This is a genomic window from Kribbella sp. NPDC026596, assembly GCF_040638415.1.
In the GTDB taxonomy this organism is placed as follows: domain Bacteria; phylum Actinomycetota; class Actinomycetes; order Propionibacteriales; family Kribbellaceae; genus Kribbella.
This window is the reverse complement of the sequence record NZ_JBEZYF010000071.1, coordinates 16,311-34,048: the sequence shown is the minus strand read 5'-3', so window position 1 is coordinate 34,048 and position 17,738 is coordinate 16,311. Positions and strand designations below refer to the sequence as shown.

19 protein-coding genes are annotated in these 17,738 nt (G+C 68.1%); 7 read left to right on the top strand and 12 right to left on the bottom strand.

The features are described from left to right. From AB0E63_RS38145 to AB0E63_RS38130, 4 genes are all read right to left on the bottom strand, one after another. Nucleotides 1–942 carry an alpha/beta hydrolase gene (locus tag AB0E63_RS38145; RefSeq protein ID WP_360377206.1) on the bottom strand — a complete coding sequence of 314 codons (942 nt, stop codon included), beginning with the start codon at nt 940–942 and terminating at the stop codon, nt 1–3. A 37-nt stretch (nt 943–979) separates the two neighbouring features. After that, complete coding sequence (locus AB0E63_RS38140; RefSeq protein WP_360377203.1) at nt 980–1,822, bottom strand: alpha/beta hydrolase; 843 nt, start codon at nt 1,820–1,822, stop codon at nt 980–982. A gap of 292 nt (nt 1,823–2,114) precedes the next feature. After that, nucleotides 2,115–3,038 (bottom strand): phosphotransferase, encoded by a 924-nt coding sequence (locus tag AB0E63_RS38135; protein ID WP_360377200.1) that lies wholly within the window; start codon nt 3,036–3,038, stop codon nt 2,115–2,117. 24 nt (nt 3,039–3,062) lie between these two features. Next, nucleotides 3,063–3,311, bottom strand: a complete 249-nt coding sequence (locus AB0E63_RS38130; protein ID WP_360377197.1) for a hypothetical protein — start codon at nt 3,309–3,311, stop codon at nt 3,063–3,065. A 274-nt stretch (nt 3,312–3,585) separates the two neighbouring features. On the opposite strand from AB0E63_RS38130, the gene AB0E63_RS38125 reads away from it, so the two are divergent. Together AB0E63_RS38125 and AB0E63_RS38120 are read left to right on the top strand one after the other, a co-directional pair. Then, a complete protein-coding gene (locus tag AB0E63_RS38125; protein WP_360377190.1) occupies nt 3,586–4,806 on the top strand; it encodes a hypothetical protein in 1,221 nt (406 codons plus the stop codon). Between the two features lie 791 nt (nt 4,807–5,597). Then, nucleotides 5,598–6,428 carry a hypothetical protein gene (locus AB0E63_RS38120; RefSeq protein ID WP_360377187.1) on the top strand — a complete coding sequence of 277 codons (831 nt, stop codon included), beginning with the start codon at nt 5,598–5,600 and terminating at the stop codon, nt 6,426–6,428. A 318-nt stretch (nt 6,429–6,746) separates the two neighbouring features. Here the strand turns inward: AB0E63_RS38120 and AB0E63_RS38115 are convergent, their stop codons facing one another. From AB0E63_RS38115 to AB0E63_RS38100, 4 genes are all read right to left on the bottom strand, one after another. Continuing rightward, a complete protein-coding gene (locus AB0E63_RS38115; protein WP_360377184.1) occupies nt 6,747–7,505 on the bottom strand; it encodes a hypothetical protein in 759 nt (252 codons plus the stop codon). Beyond that, nucleotides 7,502–8,212 carry an ATP-binding cassette domain-containing protein gene (locus tag AB0E63_RS38110; protein WP_360377181.1) on the bottom strand — a complete coding sequence of 237 codons (711 nt, stop codon included), beginning with the start codon at nt 8,210–8,212 and terminating at the stop codon, nt 7,502–7,504. The genes AB0E63_RS38115 and AB0E63_RS38110 overlap by 4 nt, the downstream gene beginning before the upstream one ends. A 100-nt stretch (nt 8,213–8,312) precedes the next feature. Continuing rightward, nucleotides 8,313–8,981: a response regulator transcription factor gene (locus AB0E63_RS38105; protein WP_360377178.1), complete on the bottom strand. Its 669-nt coding sequence runs from the start codon at nt 8,979–8,981 to the stop codon at nt 8,313–8,315. Further along, nucleotides 8,978–10,189: a sensor histidine kinase gene (locus tag AB0E63_RS38100; protein WP_360377175.1), complete on the bottom strand. Its 1,212-nt coding sequence runs from the start codon at nt 10,187–10,189 to the stop codon at nt 8,978–8,980. The genes AB0E63_RS38105 and AB0E63_RS38100 overlap by 4 nt, the downstream gene beginning before the upstream one ends. 117 nt (nt 10,190–10,306) lie before the next feature. On the opposite strand from AB0E63_RS38100, the gene AB0E63_RS38095 reads away from it, so the two are divergent. The 5 genes from AB0E63_RS38095 (at nt 10,307) to AB0E63_RS38075 (ending at nt 13,214) form a co-directional block, all read left to right on the top strand. Then, nucleotides 10,307–10,519, top strand: a complete 213-nt coding sequence (locus AB0E63_RS38095) for a hypothetical protein (RefSeq protein ID WP_360377172.1) — start codon at nt 10,307–10,309, stop codon at nt 10,517–10,519. After that, nucleotides 10,504–10,767: an ATP-binding protein gene (locus tag AB0E63_RS38090; protein ID WP_360377169.1), complete on the top strand. Its 264-nt coding sequence runs from the start codon at nt 10,504–10,506 to the stop codon at nt 10,765–10,767. The genes AB0E63_RS38095 and AB0E63_RS38090 overlap by 16 nt, the downstream gene beginning before the upstream one ends. Beyond that, nucleotides 10,764–11,423 (top strand): response regulator transcription factor, encoded by a 660-nt coding sequence (locus AB0E63_RS38085; protein WP_360377166.1) that lies wholly within the window; start codon nt 10,764–10,766, stop codon nt 11,421–11,423. Before AB0E63_RS38090 ends, AB0E63_RS38085 begins: the two co-directional genes overlap by 4 nt. Before the next feature lie 115 nt (nt 11,424–11,538). Next, nucleotides 11,539–12,459, top strand: a complete 921-nt coding sequence (locus AB0E63_RS38080) for an ATP-binding cassette domain-containing protein (RefSeq protein ID WP_360377163.1) — start codon at nt 11,539–11,541, stop codon at nt 12,457–12,459. Beyond that, entirely contained in the window at nt 12,456–13,214 is a 759-nt protein-coding gene (locus AB0E63_RS38075; RefSeq protein ID WP_360377160.1) for a hypothetical protein, read from the top strand. Before AB0E63_RS38080 ends, AB0E63_RS38075 begins: the two co-directional genes overlap by 4 nt. Nucleotides 13,215–13,242: 28 nt before the next feature. On the opposite strand, the gene AB0E63_RS38070 is transcribed toward AB0E63_RS38075, so the two are convergent. From AB0E63_RS38070 to AB0E63_RS38055, 4 genes are all read right to left on the bottom strand, one after another. Continuing rightward, nucleotides 13,243–14,880: an ABC antibiotics transporter gene (locus AB0E63_RS38070; RefSeq protein ID WP_360377157.1), complete on the bottom strand. Its 1,638-nt coding sequence runs from the start codon at nt 14,878–14,880 to the stop codon at nt 13,243–13,245. Nucleotides 14,881–14,883: 3 nt separating this feature from the next. Beyond that, complete coding sequence (locus AB0E63_RS38065) at nt 14,884–15,834, bottom strand: ABC transporter ATP-binding protein (RefSeq protein ID WP_360377154.1); 951 nt, start codon at nt 15,832–15,834, stop codon at nt 14,884–14,886. A gap of 182 nt (nt 15,835–16,016) precedes the next feature. After that, nucleotides 16,017–16,181, bottom strand: coding sequence for a hypothetical protein (locus AB0E63_RS38060; RefSeq protein WP_360377151.1), 165 nt, complete (start codon nt 16,179–16,181; stop codon nt 16,017–16,019). Between the two features lie 106 nt (nt 16,182–16,287). Beyond that, nucleotides 16,288–17,709 carry an MBL fold metallo-hydrolase gene (locus AB0E63_RS38055; protein ID WP_360377148.1) on the bottom strand — a complete coding sequence of 474 codons (1,422 nt, stop codon included), beginning with the start codon at nt 17,707–17,709 and terminating at the stop codon, nt 16,288–16,290. Nucleotides 17,710–17,738 lie beyond the last annotated feature (29 nt).

Sequence of the window (17,738 nt, the reverse complement as noted above, 5' to 3'; positions counted from 1 at the left end):
CTACTTGACGCCGAGTGCCTTGCGGAGCACGTGGATCGCCTGCTCCATCGCGCCGGTGACGGCCGCGGACTCACGCAACGGGTTCAGCATCATGAAGTCGTGAATCGTGCCGTTGTAGCGGACGCTCGTGGTGCGGACGCCGGCCTCGGTCAGCCTGCGGGCGTACGCCTCGCCTTCGTCGCGCAGTACGTCGTTCTCGTCGACGATGACGAACGCCTCCGGCAGACCGGCGAGCTCGTCGAGCCCGGCCCGCAACGGCGACACGGTGCTCTCGCCGCGCCGGGTGTGGTCCGGCAGGTAGGCGTCCCAGAACCAGGCCATTCCCTTGGCGGTCAGGAACGGTCCGTCGGCGAACTCGCGATAGCTGTCAGTGTTCTGCGCGGCATCGGTCACGGGGTAGTACAGCGACTGGTGCACGAAGGTGACGTCCCCACGCTGCTTGGCCAGGATGGTCACCGCCGCCGTCATGTTGCCGCCGACCGAGTCGCCCGCGATCGCCAGCCGGCTCGGGTCAAGGCCTTCGTCGCGGCCGTGAGCGGTGATCCAGCGGGCGGCGGCATACGCCTGCTCGATCGCGACCGGGTACTGCGCCTCCGGCGAGCGGTCGTACTCGACGAACACGATCGCGGCCTCGGCGCCGACAGACAGCTCGCGGACCAGCCGGTCGTGGGTGCCTGCGTTGCCGAGGATCCACCCACCGCCGTGGATGTATAGGACCGTGGGCAGCAGCCCTTCGGCGCCGACCGGCTTGACGATCCGGACCCGGACGTCACCGACCTCGGCCGGTACCGTGATCCACTTGTCGTCGACGTCGATCGGAGCTGCCTGGATGTCGTCCAGGACCTTCCGGGCTTCCTCCTTCGACAGCTGATAGAGGAACGGCGGTTGCGAGGTCGCGTCAGCGATCCCCTGCGCCGCCTCCTCCAGAATGTGCTTGGTCATCAGATTTTCCTTCCTTTGTTGCAGGTTCTGGCTCGGGTCAGCTGCGTGCGGCCTGCTCGATCACCCTGGTGACGACACCGGGGGCGGACATCAGGCCGAGGTGCCCGGCGTCGTACTCGGTGATGGTGGCGCCGGCCCGCTTGGACATGGTCCGCTGTGCGCTGGCCGGGATGATCTGGTCCTTCGTGCCGATCGCGCTCCAGGACGGGATCGTCTTCCAGGCCGGGGTAGCGGACGGCTCGTTGAGTGCTCCCAGTGCGCCCGGTCGCTGGGTCGCGAAGACGAGGTCCTGGTCGTGGACACTCAGTCCGGTCGCGAACGAGGTGAAGACGGTCGACCGCTTGAGGTACACGTCCGTCGTGGGGGAGGGCGGCAGCGTGGGAGGTACGAGGTCGAAGACGGTCGCCGGGTCGGCCGCAAGCGCCGAATCTGGCCCCACGAGCTGGAAGGGGGTCTCGCCGGTATCCGGTGCGAAGGCGTTGACGTAGACGAGAGCCTTGACGTTCGGAAGCCCGGTGGCCGCGTTGGTGATCACGAAACCGCCGTACGAGTGGCCGACCAGCACCACCGGTCCCGGCACCGTTTGCAGGAAGGCGCGCACCGACGCCGCGTCGCCCGCTACCGAGCGCAGGTTGTTGGGGATCGCGCGTACCGTGTACCCGTCGTCCTGCAGGCGCTCGGTGACCCGGTTCCAGCTCGAGGCGTCCGCCCACGAGCCATGCACCAACACGATGGTCGGCTTCGCCCCACGCTGTTCGCCGGCAGCACTCTGCACCGGGTTGAAGCTCGCCAGGGCCACCGCCGCGGCGGTGAGCAGGAACGCCAGGGTGCGCCCTCGCCCTTTGTGACGTCGAGAAGAGTTGCTCAGGGGAATTCTCATGGATCTGTTCTCTTCCGTGCGATGGACAACCAGCCGCGTGCCGGTTGACTCATCAATATGTCCGCGCACCGGCCCGCGATGTGACAGCCCAGCCCTGATGTCACACCGCACCGGCGCGCCCGGCCCTTCTGGATAACGCCTACCCGCGACCGGCGTACTCTGTTGCCCAGAGCAACGAGAACGGTCCGCGCGAGCGTGAGTGGCGCTGGCGGTGTCGGGAACCCGGACGGCGCGTGCGGTCTGGATTGGGTTGCGGTAGTTCAGACCAGCAGTAGTTCGAGTTGACGGGGGATCACACGAGCAGCGTCTCGAGCTCTGGAAGTCGGCCGAACAGGTCGGGGAGGCCGCGTACGCCGTTGCGCACGGACTCGTGCGACAGCGCGAGGTCTGGGCCTGTGCCCGCCTCGACACCGGCCAGGCAGCGGAGGATGTTCCACCTTGTGTGCCCTAGCCAGCCGCCGATCATGAACACGAACCAGCTCGGTCCCGGCGGCGGCAGCGCTCCGCCCCCGGCGACGTAGCCGTCGAGGACCGAGCCGAAGATGGCGGGCTGGATGTTGTCGAGGCCAGGTCCTTTCGCGAGGCTCAGCGCGGTCGAGCCGAGCTCACCGGCCAGGTCGAGCATCCCCGAGAGTTCCCAGTCGAGCACTACCGGCCGACCGTGGCGAGCGAGCAGGTTCCACGGTTGGATGTCCTTGTGGGTCAGTACGACGGGGCCTGGCCGTTCGCAGGTGTCGACGAAGTGGGCAATCGCGAGAAACGTCTCGACCTGGGAGGCGAGTACGTCGGCCCATGGCTGCCCGGTCGCGGCCGCCCGCTCGGCGAGCTCGGGCCAGTCCCGCGGCGCCGGGTCCTCGATCGACACGTGAGTCCACTCGACGTCCAGCGCGTGGATGCGCGCGAGAATCTCACCGATCTCGAACGCGTACGCCTCCGACACTGGCGCTTCGGGCACCTTCTCTCCCTCGACCCACCGGTGGACGAGCGTGTGGTGGCCGGCCGAGATCGGCTCTGGCATCGGAATGCCGGCGGCGAAGGCCGCCCGCTCGAACCTGAACACGTCCTCGATCCGGTAGGTCCAGCGGCGGTCGACGAGGTTCAACTCCTTCACCGCGAACGACCCCTGGTCGGTGTCGAGCCGGTACATCCGGTTGGCGAACCCGCCGTGGACACGGATCATCGGCCCGATCGGCGCACCGAGCTGCGAAAGATTCACCCCACGCACTCTAGGACTCGGCCTTCATCGATGCACCGGAATTGCCCGGGATGCATGCAACAGGCGCGGTTCCACGCCGATCACCTCGACCGCGACCAGCCGGAAGCGGGCAGCAGTTCGGCGCCGCAACCGGCCTGACACGCTCGCATGATGGATCGAAAGCTTGCCTAGAGCAACACTGATATCGTGGCCAAGCCGGGCGCCGATCTCCTCGAGCCGGAAGCCCTGGAACTGGTGCCAGCCGAGGAACAACTCCCCGGGCCCAAACGGCATGCCGGGAGGTTCGAGATACGAGCTGACGTGGGACGGCGTCCTTCATGGACTTGTCAACTGGAGGCCGCGACGAGCGTGTGCGGGAGCAGCGGGCGACAGGCCTCCTCGGCAGCGTCGCCGCCCTGCGCGCTTGACAGGTATCGACCGATTGCAACTAGGTGCAAAAGCCTTCCGTGGTGGTGGGGATCTCGCAGAGACTGTTGCCGAATCTGGCTCGCCCGCCCTCGGCAGATGTGGAGTTACTCCATTGCACAGATCACTGTCACTCGTCGCCGTGTTGGTCCTGGTTTCGGCCGGCGCCACCGCAGCAGGCGCCTCGGCTGCTCAACCCGCAACTCGGCCTTCGGTCAGCAAGGCTGATATCGCGCCCCTCTCGGAGGCGTATCTCGCTCGAGCCAAAGCGCGCGCGGCTTTGAAGAACACGGCCTGGCCGGCCGGCGTGCAATACCAGCACCTGGAAACGGCCACTGATGGATCCCTCACCGTCGTCGTCACCGGGGACGCGTCGGCCAAAGCCAAGTCGTCGGCCCTGACCGCCACGGTCAGTGAAAAGCTCCGCGCCGCTTCGGTGAACCCCGATGTCAAGGTTCGGTTCGCTGCCATCCCGGACAAGACCCTGAACACGGCCGTCGACCAGCTCTCCGATTTCAAGGCATGGGCAGGCGACCTGGCGCCCCTGGTGAACCTTGTGACTGCTGACACCACCAAGTCGGTGGTCACGATCGGCAGCACAGTGAAATCTGCCGAACTCGAAAGGCGGGCGACAGCCCGCTTCAAGGTGCCGTTGCGGTTCGTCATCTCTCAACCCATGACGCGCGCCGGGCGGTACAACGACACGGCGCCGTGGGACGCCGGAAATGCCCTGACCCACGTGGTCGGCGACATCGGCCAGGTGGGCAGGGCCCATTGCACCCAGGGGTTCTCTTGGCAGCGATGGTCGGACAACCTCAACTACGCAAGCTCGGCCGGCCATTGCTGGACGATCAACACCAACGTCTTCAACGGAGATCCGAGTCAGCGGATCGGGTATGTGGCCGGCCGCTGGTTCGCCAACTTCGGGCCTACCGATTTCGAACTGATCAGGCCGACGGTGGGATATGTCACCGCGACCGCGTGGATCGGTGGCCCGCAAACCAGTGATCTACGGGTCGTGGCCGGCGCGGACAATGTGAACTCGGACGAGAACATCGGTGCCGACGTCTGCTTCAGCGGTGCGAACGGTGGCACTCACTGCGGTGAGATCACCGACGCCAACGTGACACGTGGTTTCAACGACGGAACGTCGACCCGCGACCTCACCTGCGTGAAGATGCCTGCAGGAAACATCGTGGGCGGCGATTCGGGCGGTCCGGTGCTCAGTACCTATTCGAACGGCAAGGTTCATGCCTGGGGGCAGACCGTGGGCACCCAGGCGGACGCCAACTGCGCCGCCGTCTACACGCCGGTTCTGGCCATCTCTGCGGCCGTCGGTGCCACGATTCTGGTGAATCCCTAACTCGAGAGCTGCCCGGGTACTGGCGTCTGGGGGACGTCCGTACCCGGGCAGGCTCCGGGGCTCAGCTTTGGACTGGGGGTCTTGGCTGAGCGTCAAGGTCATGGACCTGGATCGCGGTGGTCATGCTCTCGGACGCGGCGCGGTTCAGCACCCGTCGTACTCGACATCACTGGTCGTGAAGTCCACGGTCGCAGTATCCCAAGTCCAGGTGTTCATCGCGCATCACCGCACCGGCCCCACGAATCGAGCGGCAGCGAATCCAGGTGCCGAGAGGCACTTCCATCGTGCACAGGTTGCCCAGTCTTGAGTCTGAAAGGCGGTTGCGGATCTCTGGCGCAGGGACGCTGTAACAAGTGGCCAGGCTGGGCGATGTAGCTAGCAGCCGCGCGACTGGCCTGCGGAGGGGTGTGATCAAGGGGACTAGAAGTGCTGCAGGGTTTGAAGGCGGTCGGGATAGTTTGCTGGTACTCGGAGGACTGTTCCTTCTCGATCAGGTCCCGGAGTCCACCCCGCCGCCGGCGCGGCCTCCCGAGTGGGAGAGGCTCAGGATCTCTACTCCGCCGACGATCGACGAACGGTGGCCGACCACAACCTACGTCTGCCGCGAGTGTCCGGACGACGATGGCCCCTACGAACCTGACGCCGAGCGATACGAGCAGGAGCGCGGGTATCGGTGAGAGCACGTTTGTAACGGAACGTACGGCTCGGCGATCTAGCCGGTAGGAGCGGGCTGAGTAGTGTCAGTCGCTGCCTGATAGGAACTCGCGCAGAAAGGTCACAACGGAGAGGGCATGAGTGGAAGTGCGTTGTTGAAGCTGCCCTACGACCAGCGGCGAATCATCGTCGTGACTGACAAGTTGCCCGCCGTCGCCGCCTCCAGCAAATCTACGTGGCTAGACGTTGCGAAGGCATCGCTTTTCGTTGGCCTCGGTGGCGTAGTCGGCGTAGCCGGCGTTGCAGCGCAACTGATTGTGGAGGCGCGGCAGAAGATGCGGGAAGCGGGTGAAGAGCTCGTGGCCGTGTCTTGGTCGGATGCGGAAGCACTGCGATTCCCGGTCGGGCACCCTCGCAAGAATGTTGTCTATATTGGCCACCCAATCGATCCACCTGCCTACATTCCTGTTGCCGACTTCCACCGGTTCCTGTTCGAGCACAAGGTCGCTGAAGCGCAGAGGCTGATTCGCTCCCTCGGCGCCCTGACCGTCGACGTCATTCGGGTGGAGGGATGGGACCAGAGTTCGGGTGTCAACCTCGGGGTTTCGGTGCCCACACCACCCGGGGCTCCGAGTGTTGATGTAGGTGTGTCAGCGGGCCGGAAGGCCAGTACTGGCCGGACCGTTCTCGCCACGATGAAGCTGAAGCCGACCCGGTCGCCCTACATTCCTGATGGTCTCGTGTGGCTCCCGCACGAACCCCTGTGGCAGGAGGTTGCCCAAGCCCGCCTGGAATCCGGCTTGGACTCGTTCGTTATCGACGTGCGCTCGACGGATGACTACGGCGTGAACGCGGAACTGAAGGTCCTTGTCGCCAAGACGGGCCTACAGGCAGGCGGTGAGTTCGTCGAGCATCGTGACACAGTCTGGCGACTGCAAGGGACGTTTGCGCCGCTGCCGCCAATCTGACCGTTCACACCCGCCGGACGTCCCGCCGCTCGGACGCAGCCAGCGACATCTGCCTCGCTCCGTGTCGCGTCCGCACGCTTGGGTGAACACCGACCGGATGCTCGGCAATCTCGAGCTCACCCGCGGGCAGATCCTCGGAGCAACCGCCAGATCTCCTCGCCGGGGACGTCGAGCATGTTGGGCTCGGCCGATGGAAGAGGACCTAGGTTCGGGTTGCCAGGCCCCGGTCGCCGAGGTGGCGACCGGGGGAGGCGGGTTGGAGCCGGCGTGGACACAGCCACTTGCTGGTGTGTTCTGGCCGCGGTTTGGTGTGACGTGTCAGGCGACGTCTCGTCGCTTGGTGAGGAGGACCGCTGGTACGGCGATGGTGGCGACGTATGCCGTGACCAGCAGGCCGCCCGTGGCGGCGGCGACGGTTCCGTCGACGACCGGGAGGCCTGCCTGGATGAGCGCTCTCGAAGCGGCCGCCGGGAGGTACTTCGCCAACCCGGGTTCGCGGAGCGCGCGAGGGAGCAGACCCTCGATCACGAACCACCACGCGACTGCCGCGATGATCGCGAGGGCCTCGCTGCGTACGAGCGCACCCAGCCCGGCTCCCGCCAAGGCGAACAGACCGGCTGCGCTTATGGCTCCGAGCCCGGTGAGGACGGCGTCCCCGGTCAGTAGGTCGACGGGCAGGTCCTTGACGAGCACCACGATCGCCGTGGCGACGTACGACGCGATGAGCGTGACAGCGGCGAAGGCGACGCCGCCGACGGCGGCAGCGGCGTACTTGCCGGTGAGGAAGTGGCCACGACGCGGGGTGACGAGCAGCGATGCGGTGATCGTGTGGTGACGGTACTCGCCGGCCGACGACAGTACGCCGAGCACGAAGACGATGCCCGCGACGAGTAGGCCGGGTACTGCGAGCACGCCGCGAAGGTCGTCGCGGCCGAGCGGTGCGGAACCATGGCTGCCTGCCACGATGGCGATCGCCGCGGTGAGGCCCGCGGACAAGATGATCGCGATGGTCAGCATCACCCAGGTCAGGCGGAGCCCGCGATGCTTGATCAGTTCGGCCCGGAGCAATTGGGTCATGATGGTCTCGCAGTGGTGAGCTCGAGGTAACGACTCTCGAGGCTGGTGGTCGCGTTGGTCAGTTCGGCCAGCGGTGCATGCTCGACGAGCCGGCCGTGGTTGATGATCAGGACGTCGTCGACGGTGTTGGTGAGCTCGGCCAGCAGATGACTGGAGACGAGCACCGTTCCGCCGTCGGCGGCGTACGTGCGGATGAAACCGCGCAGCCAGTGCACGCCGTGCGGGTCCAGCCCGTTGGTTGGCTCGTCGAGAACCAGTACGTCGGGCTCGCCGAGTAGTGCAGCCGCGAGCGCCAGCCGCTGTCGCATGCCGAGCGAGTAGCCGCCGACGCGTCGCGCGGCGGCGCGTCCCAGCTCGACCGTGTCGAGTACGGCGCTCACCCTGGCGGTCTCCAGGCCGGCGGCGGTCGCGTAGACCCGCAGCGCGTTCCGGCCGGTGCGGGCCGGGTGGAACACACCTGTGTCGAGGACCGCGCCGACACGACGAGTCGGTGTGGGCAGGTCGCGGTAGGCGACCTGGTCGATGGTGGCGGTGCCGGAGGTGGGACGGGCCAGCCCGAGCAGCATGCGAAGGGTGGTCGTCTTGCCGGCGCCGTTGGGTCCGAGGAATCCGGTGACCCTGCCACTGCGGATGTCGGCGCTGAGATTGTCGACGGCGATCACGTCGCCGTACTTCTTCGTGAGGCCCCTGAGGGCGATCTCGGTCATGGCTTCGAAGTTAGGGATCGCGGGTTCGCGCGTCGTCGGCCTCGGATCCGATCCTGACCGTACGCCGCCGGGTTCACGACTACATCCGCAGATGTACGCGTCAGGCGTCGCGCGGTACGACCAGACCACTCTCGTAGGCGAGCATCACCAGCTGAGCGCGATCCCGGGCGGCGAGCTTGGCGAGGATGCGGCTGACGTGGGTCTTCACCGTCGCCGGGCTGACGACCAGCCCGTCCGCGATCTCGCTGTTGGACAGGCCCTGGGCGATCAGACCGAGTACGTCGCGTTCGCGGTCGGTCAGCTGCGCCAGCTCCGCCGGGCGGGCCCGGGGCGTCTCGGGGCGCCGTACGAACTCGGCGATCAGCCGGCGGGTCACGCCGGGAGCCAGCAGCGCGTCGCCGGCCGCGATCAGGCGGATCGCGGCGAACAGATCCTCCGGCAGGCTGTCTTTGAGCAGGAAGCCGCTCGCTCCGGCCCGCAGCGCGGCGTACACGTACTCGTCGAGGTCGAACGTCGTCAGTATCAGCACACGGACACCCCCGCACCGCTCGTCCGAGGTGATCCGTCGGGTGGCCTCGATGCCGTCCATCACGGGCATCCGGACGTCCATCAGCAGTACGTCGGGCCGGCAGCTGCGTGCGACCTCGATCGCCTCGGCGCCGGTCGTGGCCTCGGCGACGAGGTCGATGTCGTCGACCAGAGCGATCTGGGCGCGAAAGCCGTCGCGGACGAGTGGCTGGTCGTCGGCCAGCGCGGCGCGGATCGTCATAGCTCGTCCTCCGCCCGGATCGGCAGGCGAGCCTCCACACGGAACCCCCGCACCGGTCTTGGTCCGACAGTGAACTGTCCGCCCAGCGCGGCTACTCGTTCGCGCATCCCGACGATGCCGAGACCTGGCTGGCTGTCTGAGGACTTCCCGTTCCCGGCTCCGTCGTCGGTGATCTCCAGGATGAGCTGGTCGCCGTCGTACCGCACGAGGACCGCGGCGGCCGCCGGGTGCCCGGCGTGCTTGACGACGTTGGTGAGCGCTTCCTGCACCACCCGGTACGCGACCAGGTCGAGGCTCTGGGAGAGCGGTCGGCGGCTGCCTTCGACGGTGAGCTGCACGTCCGCGCCGGCGTGACGGATCGTGTCGACGAGATCGTTGAGATTCGCCAGCCCTGGTGTTGGATCCAGCTGTGCCGCGGTGTCGCCGCCCTGTCGCAGCACACCGAGCAACTGCCGCATCTCCCGGCTGGCGTCGCGGCTGGTCGCCTCGATGGTCGCCAACGCACGCTGGGCCACGTCCGGATGCTGCGGCAGAGCAAGCCTGCCGGTGCTCGACTGAATGGCGATGGTGGTGAGGCTGTGCGCTACCAGGTCGTGGAGCTCTCGGGCGATGCGCAGCCGCTCCTCGGCGGCAGCCTGGCGGGACAGCGCCTCGCGCTCCCGCTCGAGGAACTCGGCGCGGTCCCGCAGCGCCTCGCTCCGGGTACGCCGGTCCGCGACGACGAAACCGACGATCCCGACCACCAAGGTCACCACAACTATCGGCAGCGCGTCCGCCAAGCGCAGACGGTCTCCACCGGCCTGCGCGAGTTCGAGCGCCGCGACCACGGCAGTCGCGGCGGCCGCGCCGACCTCGGCCGTACGCCGGGTCGCGTGGACGATCGCCGAGTACAGGGCGACCCACAGCCCGAACGGTGCCGACGGCCCGAACACGACCTGGGCCACGACCCACGCGGCCGATACCACCACGAGCACCACCGCAGGACGCCCCCGTCGCCAGAGCAACGGCACACTTTGAACGAGTACGAGACCGAACCAGACCGCGCCCAGCAGGATCGACGTGCCCTGCTCCGGGTCGCCGGGACCGATCCGCGGGTTCAGCAGGTGGAGCAACGCCACCGCCGCGACCAGCAGCCAGTCGCCGAGCGGGTGGCTACGTCCCGACCGGCCCCGGCTACCGGACCGGGTGACACCGGCGGTGTCCTGCATGACTTCATCGTGCACCCTCCGCGACCTGCACGGTCGCGGTGCCCTCCGACCGGAGGTTGAGCCGCCTCGTACCGCAGTACGACCCACAGACCGCGGTCGGAGATTTACCGTGACTGGGTGAGGAGTTTCGGGTGGCCGCGGGGTCAGCAGTTCGACCTCCTGGTGGTCGTGGTCGCGGTGGCGGCGGGGTTGGAGGTCGCGCTGGCCGGCCTTCCGCGGGCGTGGCTGCTGTTGCCGGCAGTCCTGCTCTACACGCTGCCGCTGCTGCTGCGTCGGCGCTGGCCGTTCGCGTCGGCCTGGCGGCGTACCGGATCGTGCAGGAAGCGCTGACCAACACACTCAAGCACGCCGGCGCGAGCCGGGTTCGGGTCACCGTGGAGTACGGCGTCGACCAGCTGCGCGTCGAGGTGCGCGACGACGGCCGGCAGGAGCAGCAGCCGGCCCACCGGGGCGGTCATGGTCTGCCTGGCATGCGTGAGCGGGCGGCGGTCTACGGCGGGGTGCTGGACGCAGGCCCGGAGCCCGGCGGCGGGTTCGCCGTACGTGCTCGCCTTCCGATCGAGCGGGCGATGTCGTGATCCGCGTCCTGGTGGTCGACGACCAGGCACTCGTGCGGGGCGGCTTCCGGTTGATCCTGGACTCGCAGGCCGACCTCGAGGTGGTCGGCGAGGCCGCCGACGGCCGTGCGGCGCTCGCGATGGCCCGCGAGCTGCGGCCGGACGTCGTACTGATGGACGTGCGGATGCCGGGCATGGACGGACTCGAAGCGACCCGCCGCCTCCTGTCCGGCGGGGAGGCACCGCGGGTGCTGATGCTCACCACCTTCGACCTCGATGAATACGTGTACGACGCCCTGCGGGCCGGGGCCAGCGGGTTCCTGCTCAAGGACGTGCGACCCGAGCTGCTGGCCGAGGCCGTGCGGATCGTGGCCGACGGGGAGACGCTGCTCGCGCCGGCGATCACCCGACGTCTCGTCCAGCAGTACGTCCGGCGCGTCCGGCCGGGCGCCACGCGGCCGGTGGCCCTGGATGCGCTCACCGAGCGGGAGCTCGCCGTACTGCGGCTCTTGGCGCGTGGTCGCTCGAATACCGAGATCGCCGCCGAGCTGTACCTCAGCGAGACCACCGTGAAGACCCATGTCACCCACGTGTTCGGCAAGCTCGGGCTGCGCGATCGCGCCCAGGCCGTCGTGATGGCCTACGAGTCCGGTCTGGTCGAGCCAGGTTCCTCGTGAGCATCGACCGGTACGACGGAAGTACCGTTCGCGGCGTGATCTCGTCCGCAAGGACCAGGAGCTCCTGACCACAGGACGACGCGGTGATCCTGCCCGCGGGCGCAGTCTCGACGCCATGATCACCGCACACGAACTCTGCAAGCGTTACGGCGGGACAACCGTCGTCCACAACGTGTCGTTCGCCTGTGAGCCCGGCACCATCACAGGATTTCTCGGACCCAACGGGGCAGGGAAGTCGACGACTCTGCGAATGCTCACCGGCCTCACTCGTCCCGACAGCGGAGCGGCAACGATCGACGGGCGGGCGTACGCCGAACTCGGCAACCCGTCACGGGTCGTCGGCTGTCTGCTCGACGCGTCCGCGATGCATTCGGGCCGAACCGGTCGGGCCACGTTGCGCATCGCAGCCGACCTGGCGGGCGTCGCGCCGGGCGAGGTCGACCGGGTACTCGCGCTCATCGGCCTGTCCGGCAAAGCTGCCGAACGCAGGGTCGGCGCGTACTCGCTGGGTATGCGGCAGCGCTTGGGCATCGGTCAGGCGCTGATCGCGCGCCCCCGGGTACTGATCCTGGACGAGCCGGCCAACGGGCTCGACCCGGACGGCATCGCCTGGATGCGGACCCTGCTTCAGGACTTCGCCGCCGACGGCGGCACCGTGCTGTTGTCCAGCCACCTGCTCGGTGAGGTCCAGGCAACCGTCGACCGGCTGGTCGTCATCGCGTCGGGTCGCGTCGTCGCGCACGGAACCCTCGACCAGCTGTTGACCTCGAACGGCGTCGTCGTGCGCTCCACCAACATGCCGGCGCTGCGGGCGATCCTCGACCGGGTCGGCGCGACGCATCACCTGCAGGACGACGGCGCCGTACTGGTCGAGCAGAACGGCACCCTCGACGCCGAGCAGATCGCCCGACTGGCATCGCAAGCCGGGGTGCTGCTGGTCGAGCTCCGGCGAAGCGACCGTGCCGGCCTGGAGCAACTCTTCTTCTCACTCACCGGCGGCGCCGAGGCTCCGCAGACCCTGGAGACAGTCCGATGAACACCTCTCTCGCCACCATCAGCCGCACCAACACCCTGCCGTTCCTGCGATTGCTCAGGATCGAGTGGCGCAAGAGCGCAGACACCCGAGCCGCCCGCTGGATGCTCGTCGTGATCGCCGTCCTCGTGGCCGGCGCTACCGCGGTGCCGCTGGCGCTGCCCGCCGAGTTCACCCAAGCCTGGCCTGGCTACCTCGCACCGACGGCCCTCGTCCTCGCGCTGCTGCTACCGGTCGTTTCCATCCTCACCCTGACAAGCGAGTGGGGACAGCGAAGCGTCCTGGTGACCTTCACTCAGGAACCGCGCCGCGTACGCATCGTCGCGGCCAAGGTGATCAGCGGGATCGCGCTGTCACTGCTCGGCTCGGCCTACGCTCTCGCCGCGGCGGCCGGGGCGCTTGCACTGTCCGACGGCCTGGGCCGCCAGGTGACGTGGCACTTGCCGTGGAAGTACGTCGTCGGCTTCGTCGCGTTCGTGCTCCTGAACAGCCTGCTCGGCATGGCATTCGGTGCCCTCCTGCTCAACACGCCGGCCGCGATCGTGCTGTTCTTCGTGCTCCCGACCATCTGGACGCTGATCTCCTACGGCTGGCTGGAGAAGGCGGGCAAGTGGCTCGACACCGCCCAGACGTTCAGGTACGTGCTGGAAGCCGATTGGCGCGGCCACAGCGGCCCGATCCTGGTCTCGATCGCCTTCTGGATCGCGCTACCACTCGCACTCGGAGCCCTACGAACCGTACGCCGCGAAGCGGCCTGACCATGTCCAGAACCCGCCCCCAGCCAGCTCAGGCCGGGAGGGTCAGGTTGCGACGGCGAAGCGCGATCAGGGCCGCCGCGGTGAGGCCGAGGCAGACGGCGGTCAAGGCGAGCAGGGGGGAGGCGGTTACTGCCACCGCGGGCGCCTTGGGGCTGTGGGTGAACGGCGACAGGTTCTGCACCCATGCCGGCAGGTTCAGCCCAGGCCCGAACATCGGGCCGACCACGAGGGCGGACAGGAGGATGGCCCAGCTGATCGGCACCGACCAACGCGGTACGGCGCACAGAACCGCCGCGACGGCGGCCCCCATCACCAGGATGCCTGGGACCTGCACGATGCCCGCCCAGACCAGCTCACGGACCTGGATGCCGGTATCTCCGAGAACCTGTCCGGCGGCCAGTCCCATGCTGACCGCGAACAGCACCATGAGGACGACGCAGCCGGCGATCGCGTTCACCAGGTGAGCCCTCAGCCATCGCGCCCTGGTGACGCCCGAGGCCAGTACGGACTCCAGCGTGCCACCGGTCTCGTCGGCTCGCATCCGCAACAGCACCTGTACCAGGTAGATCGCGACGAACATGCCGGCCATCTGAATGATCGAGACCTTGTAGGCGTCGATGATCTGGTCGGTTCCGCCTGTCTCGGTCCACCAGTCCTTGGCGTTGCCCTCGAGGCCTTGGATCTGCTCGGTGAGGTTGCCGAAGATCAGTCCGAACGTGGTCAGGGCCAGAGCCCAGCCGGTGAACGCGCTCCGTTGTAGGCGCCACACCAGTCCGGTCGGACTCAGCAACGTTTGTCTCGCCTGGGCACGGCCGCGTCGTTCTGGCCACAAACCGCGTCCGACATCGCGACGGGAGGCGAGCGTGACCGCGATGCCGAGCAGGATGCCGAGGGCGGCGACGGCGATGAGCAGCGGCCACCAGGCGGCACCACCGAAGGGTCGTGTCTGCTGCCCCCACCCGATGGGAGACAGCCACGCGGGCCACGCGCTGGTCACGCGCAGGCCGGCCTGGTCGACGGTGCCGAGCATGTTGCCGATGCCGCTGATCGCGAAGGCGAGTCCAAGGGCGCCGGCCGCGATACCGGCCGCAGCGCGGGTCGTCGAGGACAGCTGGCAGGTCACCGCGGCGACGCCCACCCACACCAACCCGACTGCGGCGACAGACGCGCCGGCCAGCAGGGCGCCCTCGAGGGGCTGCCCGCTGACCGCGATGCCGGCAGCGAGCACCAAGGCCAGGACGACGTCGGCGGCCATTGCCACGAGGACTCCCGCGGCCAGGCCGGCGTACCGGCCGACCACGGTGGAGCCGAGCAACTCGGCGCGACCGAGCTCCTCGTTCTGACGGGTATGCCGGATCACCGCGAACGTGCTCATCAATGCAGCCAGTACGGCGAGGGTCACGTACTCGCGGTGCAGCATGTACCCACCCACGCTGGGCCCGGAGGTGAGCCCGAGCAGGCGCATGCCGGCGTTGACAGCCACCATCCGGGTCTCACGCACGAGGTCATCGCGCGCGGCGAGGCTCTGATCGAACATCGCCGTCGTCGCCGCCACGAACAGGCCCAATCCTGCGCACCACGCGGTCAGGGTGTAACGGTCGCGGCGTACGGCCAGGCGGGTCAGGCGCCAGGTGCCGCTGAAGTCGGCTGCCGTAACGGTGCCCATAGCTCACACCGCCTCGAGCTCCGACGGCCGGTCGAGCTGGTCGCCGTAATGCCGCAGGAATAGCTCCTCCAATGTCGGAGGGGAGCTCGTCAGGGAACGTACGTCGTACTGCACAAGCCGCTCGAGCATGGTGTTGAGGTCGCCGGCGTCGACGCTGAACCGCGCCTTGCTGCCCTCGATGATCAGGTCGTGCAGCTCGGTCAGCGAGCCCAGGCCGGTGGGTGGCAGGACGGTCTCGACCGCCACTGTCGTGCGGGTGAGATGCCGCAGTTCGGCGAAGGTGCCCGACTCCGCGGCGCGCCCGTTCCGGATGATCGTGACCCGATCACACAGGGCCTCGACCTCGGACAGAATGTGGCTGGACAGCAGGACCGTGTGTCCACGGTCGCGCACGCCTTGGACGACGTCCTGGAACACCGTCTCCATGAGCGGGTCGAGACCCGAGGTCGGCTCGTCCAGCAGGTACAGCTCGACGTCGGAGGCGAACGCCGCCACCAGGGCGACCTTCTGGCGATTGCCCTTGGAGTAGGCCCGGACCTGCTTGGTCGGGTCGAGCTCGAACCGGTCCAGCAGTTCCGCCCGACGGGACGTGACCAGCCCGCCCCGTAGAGCCCCGAGCAGATCGATCACCTCACCACCGGTGAGGTTCGGCCACAGGTTCACCTCACCGGGCACATAGGCCAGGCGGCGATGCAGCGCCGCGGTCTCGCGCCATGGGTCGCCGCCCAACAGTGTGACGCGACCGCCGGACGCGCGCAGCAGGCCGAGCAGAATGCGAATCGTGGTCGTCTTCCCGGCGCCATTCGGGCCGAGGAAGCCGTGCACCTCGCCGGCATGAACAGTCAGATCCAGCTGATCAAGCGCTCTGGTCGCCCCGAAGTCCTTGACCAGCCCCGACGCCACCACAGCATCGCCGCGGAGGGCCGGCACTCGTGTAGTGAACACCTCATCCATAACTCCACGCTCCCGCTCAAGCGCTCCGGACTTCAGGGACGAAAGCCCCGACCTTCAGTGGACGATCGGCATCCGTGGTTCTGGTCTGCCGGCCGGGGTGCCCACCTCAGGAGAGTCGAGTGGCCCCGAGTCGGGTGGCCAGAGGTCACCGGCGCCCGCGCCGACGCTCGGGTTCCCGGCTGTCAGCGTCCCAGCAGCTTGTCGAGCCAGGTGCCTTGGCGCTCGGCCTTGGGGTGGCCGGGGCACCACTGGTCGGCGGGGACCATCGCCTTCACTTGGGCGACGTGCTGGCCGCAGCCCGCCCAGGTGGTTTTGGCGCAGGTCTTGCAGGTAGCGGGTCGGCACATGGTGATTCTCCTTCGGTAGTGGTCGTGCGGACTTGGTGCTGTCAGAGGAGGGTGAGAGCCCGATCAGAGCCCCGGCGACGATGGCGAGGACGATCGGCCTGGTAGGTCACGCCTGCGGTCCGACGAGGTCGAGCCCGGCCTTCGCCGCGTTCTCGAACTGGTCGTCGACCGCGACGGGTCTGCGTCCGGCGGCGTCGAGGAACGACGCGGCGATCGAGGCGCGGTACCCCCCGGCGCAGTGCACCCACACCTCACCTGGTGGGACCTCCGCTATCCGCTGCGGGAGTTCGTGGATCGGGATGTTGACAGCGCCCTGGATCCGCGCGGAGTCGTGTTCTTCCGCGCGGCGGACGTCCAGGACGACGACCTTGCGATGGTGCCGGACCTGCTCGAGATCGCCGAAGGTGGCGGTCGGGAACGACACAGGCGCGTCGAGGCTCCAGTTCTCCGGCCCTCCGGTGGCCTGTGCCGCCGGACGGTCGATCCCGATCCGCACGAGCTCGCGCTGCGCCTGGGCCACATCCTCTGCCGTCTGCCCCAGCAAGGTCACCGGCGTTCCCCAGGCGATCAGCCAACCGACGTAGGTCGAGAACGCCCCGTCGAGGCCGAAGTTCAGGGTGCCGGGGGCGTGGCCGGCCGCGAACGCGGTGCGGTTGCGCAGATCGACGACCCATTCGCCTGCTTCGATGCGGCGCCGCAGTTCGGCGGCGTCGGCCTTTCCGGGAAGGGACAGATCGGGAGCGCTCGGCCCGGCAGAATTCGCGGGTGCGATGTGCGCGTAGTACGCCGGCCAGGCACCCAGGCCGTCGAGCAGCTCGCGGACGTAGTCCTCCTCGTCCTGGGTCAGCACCGGATTCGCACCTCTCTCCTGCCCGATGGTCGACTCGGTCGCCTCGGACTGGGTTGCGGAGCAGAAGGAGCCGAACCCGTGAGTGGGATAGATCTCGGTCTGGTCGGGCAACGTGCGGGCGAGCTTGTGGGCCGAGGCGTGCTGGTGGCGCGCCAGGGCGTCGGTGTGGTCCGGACCCAGCAGGTCGGGCCGCCCGGTCGCGCCGTACAGCAGGGACCCGCCGGTGAAGACCGCGATCGGCTCGTCGGCGGCGGTCAGGGCATACGACAGGTGGGTGAAGGTGTGCCCCGGCGTGTGGATCGCGCGGACCCGCATCCGGTCACCGATCTCGACGATCTCGCCCTCGTGGATCGGCGTGCGGTCGAAGGAGACCTTGTCGTCGGCGTTGATCAGGTACGTCGCCCCGGTGGCCTGGGCCAATGCGAGACCACCGGTGACGTAGTCGTTGTGGATGTGGGTCTCGAAGACATGCGTCAGCCGAACGCCGTCGGCCCGCAGCATCTCCAGAATGCGGTCGATGTCGCGCTGCGGATCGACGACGAACGCGACCTCGCAGTCGTGGACGAGGTAGCTGCGGTCGCCCAGCGACGGGGTGTCGATGGCCCGGATGGTCAGGCTGACGCCGGGCAACTCCGGGCCTTGCGATTCGGTCGATGCAAGGTTGCTGTAGTCGCTCATCGTGCTCTCACTTGCGAGTGTCTTTCCTG

Excerpts from the sequence above, each read along its gene's own strand:
- AB0E63_RS38145 (WP_360377206.1), bottom strand. The coding sequence starts at position 942 with ATGACCAAGCACATTCTGGAGGAGGCGGCGCAGGGGATCGCTGACGCG.
- AB0E63_RS38140 (WP_360377203.1), bottom strand. The coding sequence starts at position 1,822 with ATGAGAATTCCCCTGAGCAACTCTTCTCGACGTCACAAAGGGCGAGGG.
- AB0E63_RS38130 (WP_360377197.1), bottom strand. The coding sequence starts at position 3,311 with ATGCCGTTTGGGCCCGGGGAGTTGTTCCTCGGCTGGCACCAGTTCCAG.
- AB0E63_RS38120 (WP_360377187.1), top strand. The coding sequence starts at position 5,598 with ATGAGTGGAAGTGCGTTGTTGAAGCTGCCCTACGACCAGCGGCGAATC.
- AB0E63_RS38115 (WP_360377184.1), bottom strand. The coding sequence starts at position 7,505 with ATGACCCAATTGCTCCGGGCCGAACTGATCAAGCATCGCGGGCTCCGC.
- AB0E63_RS38110 (WP_360377181.1), bottom strand. The coding sequence starts at position 8,212 with ATGACCGAGATCGCCCTCAGGGGCCTCACGAAGAAGTACGGCGACGTG.
- AB0E63_RS38105 (WP_360377178.1), bottom strand. The coding sequence starts at position 8,981 with ATGACGATCCGCGCCGCGCTGGCCGACGACCAGCCACTCGTCCGCGAC.
- AB0E63_RS38100 (WP_360377175.1), bottom strand. The coding sequence starts at position 10,189 with ATGCAGGACACCGCCGGTGTCACCCGGTCCGGTAGCCGGGGCCGGTCG.
- AB0E63_RS38080 (WP_360377163.1), top strand. The coding sequence starts at position 11,539 with ATGATCACCGCACACGAACTCTGCAAGCGTTACGGCGGGACAACCGTC.
- AB0E63_RS38075 (WP_360377160.1), top strand. The coding sequence starts at position 12,456 with ATGAACACCTCTCTCGCCACCATCAGCCGCACCAACACCCTGCCGTTC.
- AB0E63_RS38070 (WP_360377157.1), bottom strand. The coding sequence starts at position 14,880 with ATGGGCACCGTTACGGCAGCCGACTTCAGCGGCACCTGGCGCCTGACC.
- AB0E63_RS38065 (WP_360377154.1), bottom strand. The coding sequence starts at position 15,834 with ATGGATGAGGTGTTCACTACACGAGTGCCGGCCCTCCGCGGCGATGCT.
- AB0E63_RS38060 (WP_360377151.1), bottom strand. The coding sequence starts at position 16,181 with ATGTGCCGACCCGCTACCTGCAAGACCTGCGCCAAAACCACCTGGGCG.
- AB0E63_RS38055 (WP_360377148.1), bottom strand. The coding sequence starts at position 17,709 with ATGAGCGACTACAGCAACCTTGCATCGACCGAATCGCAAGGCCCGGAG.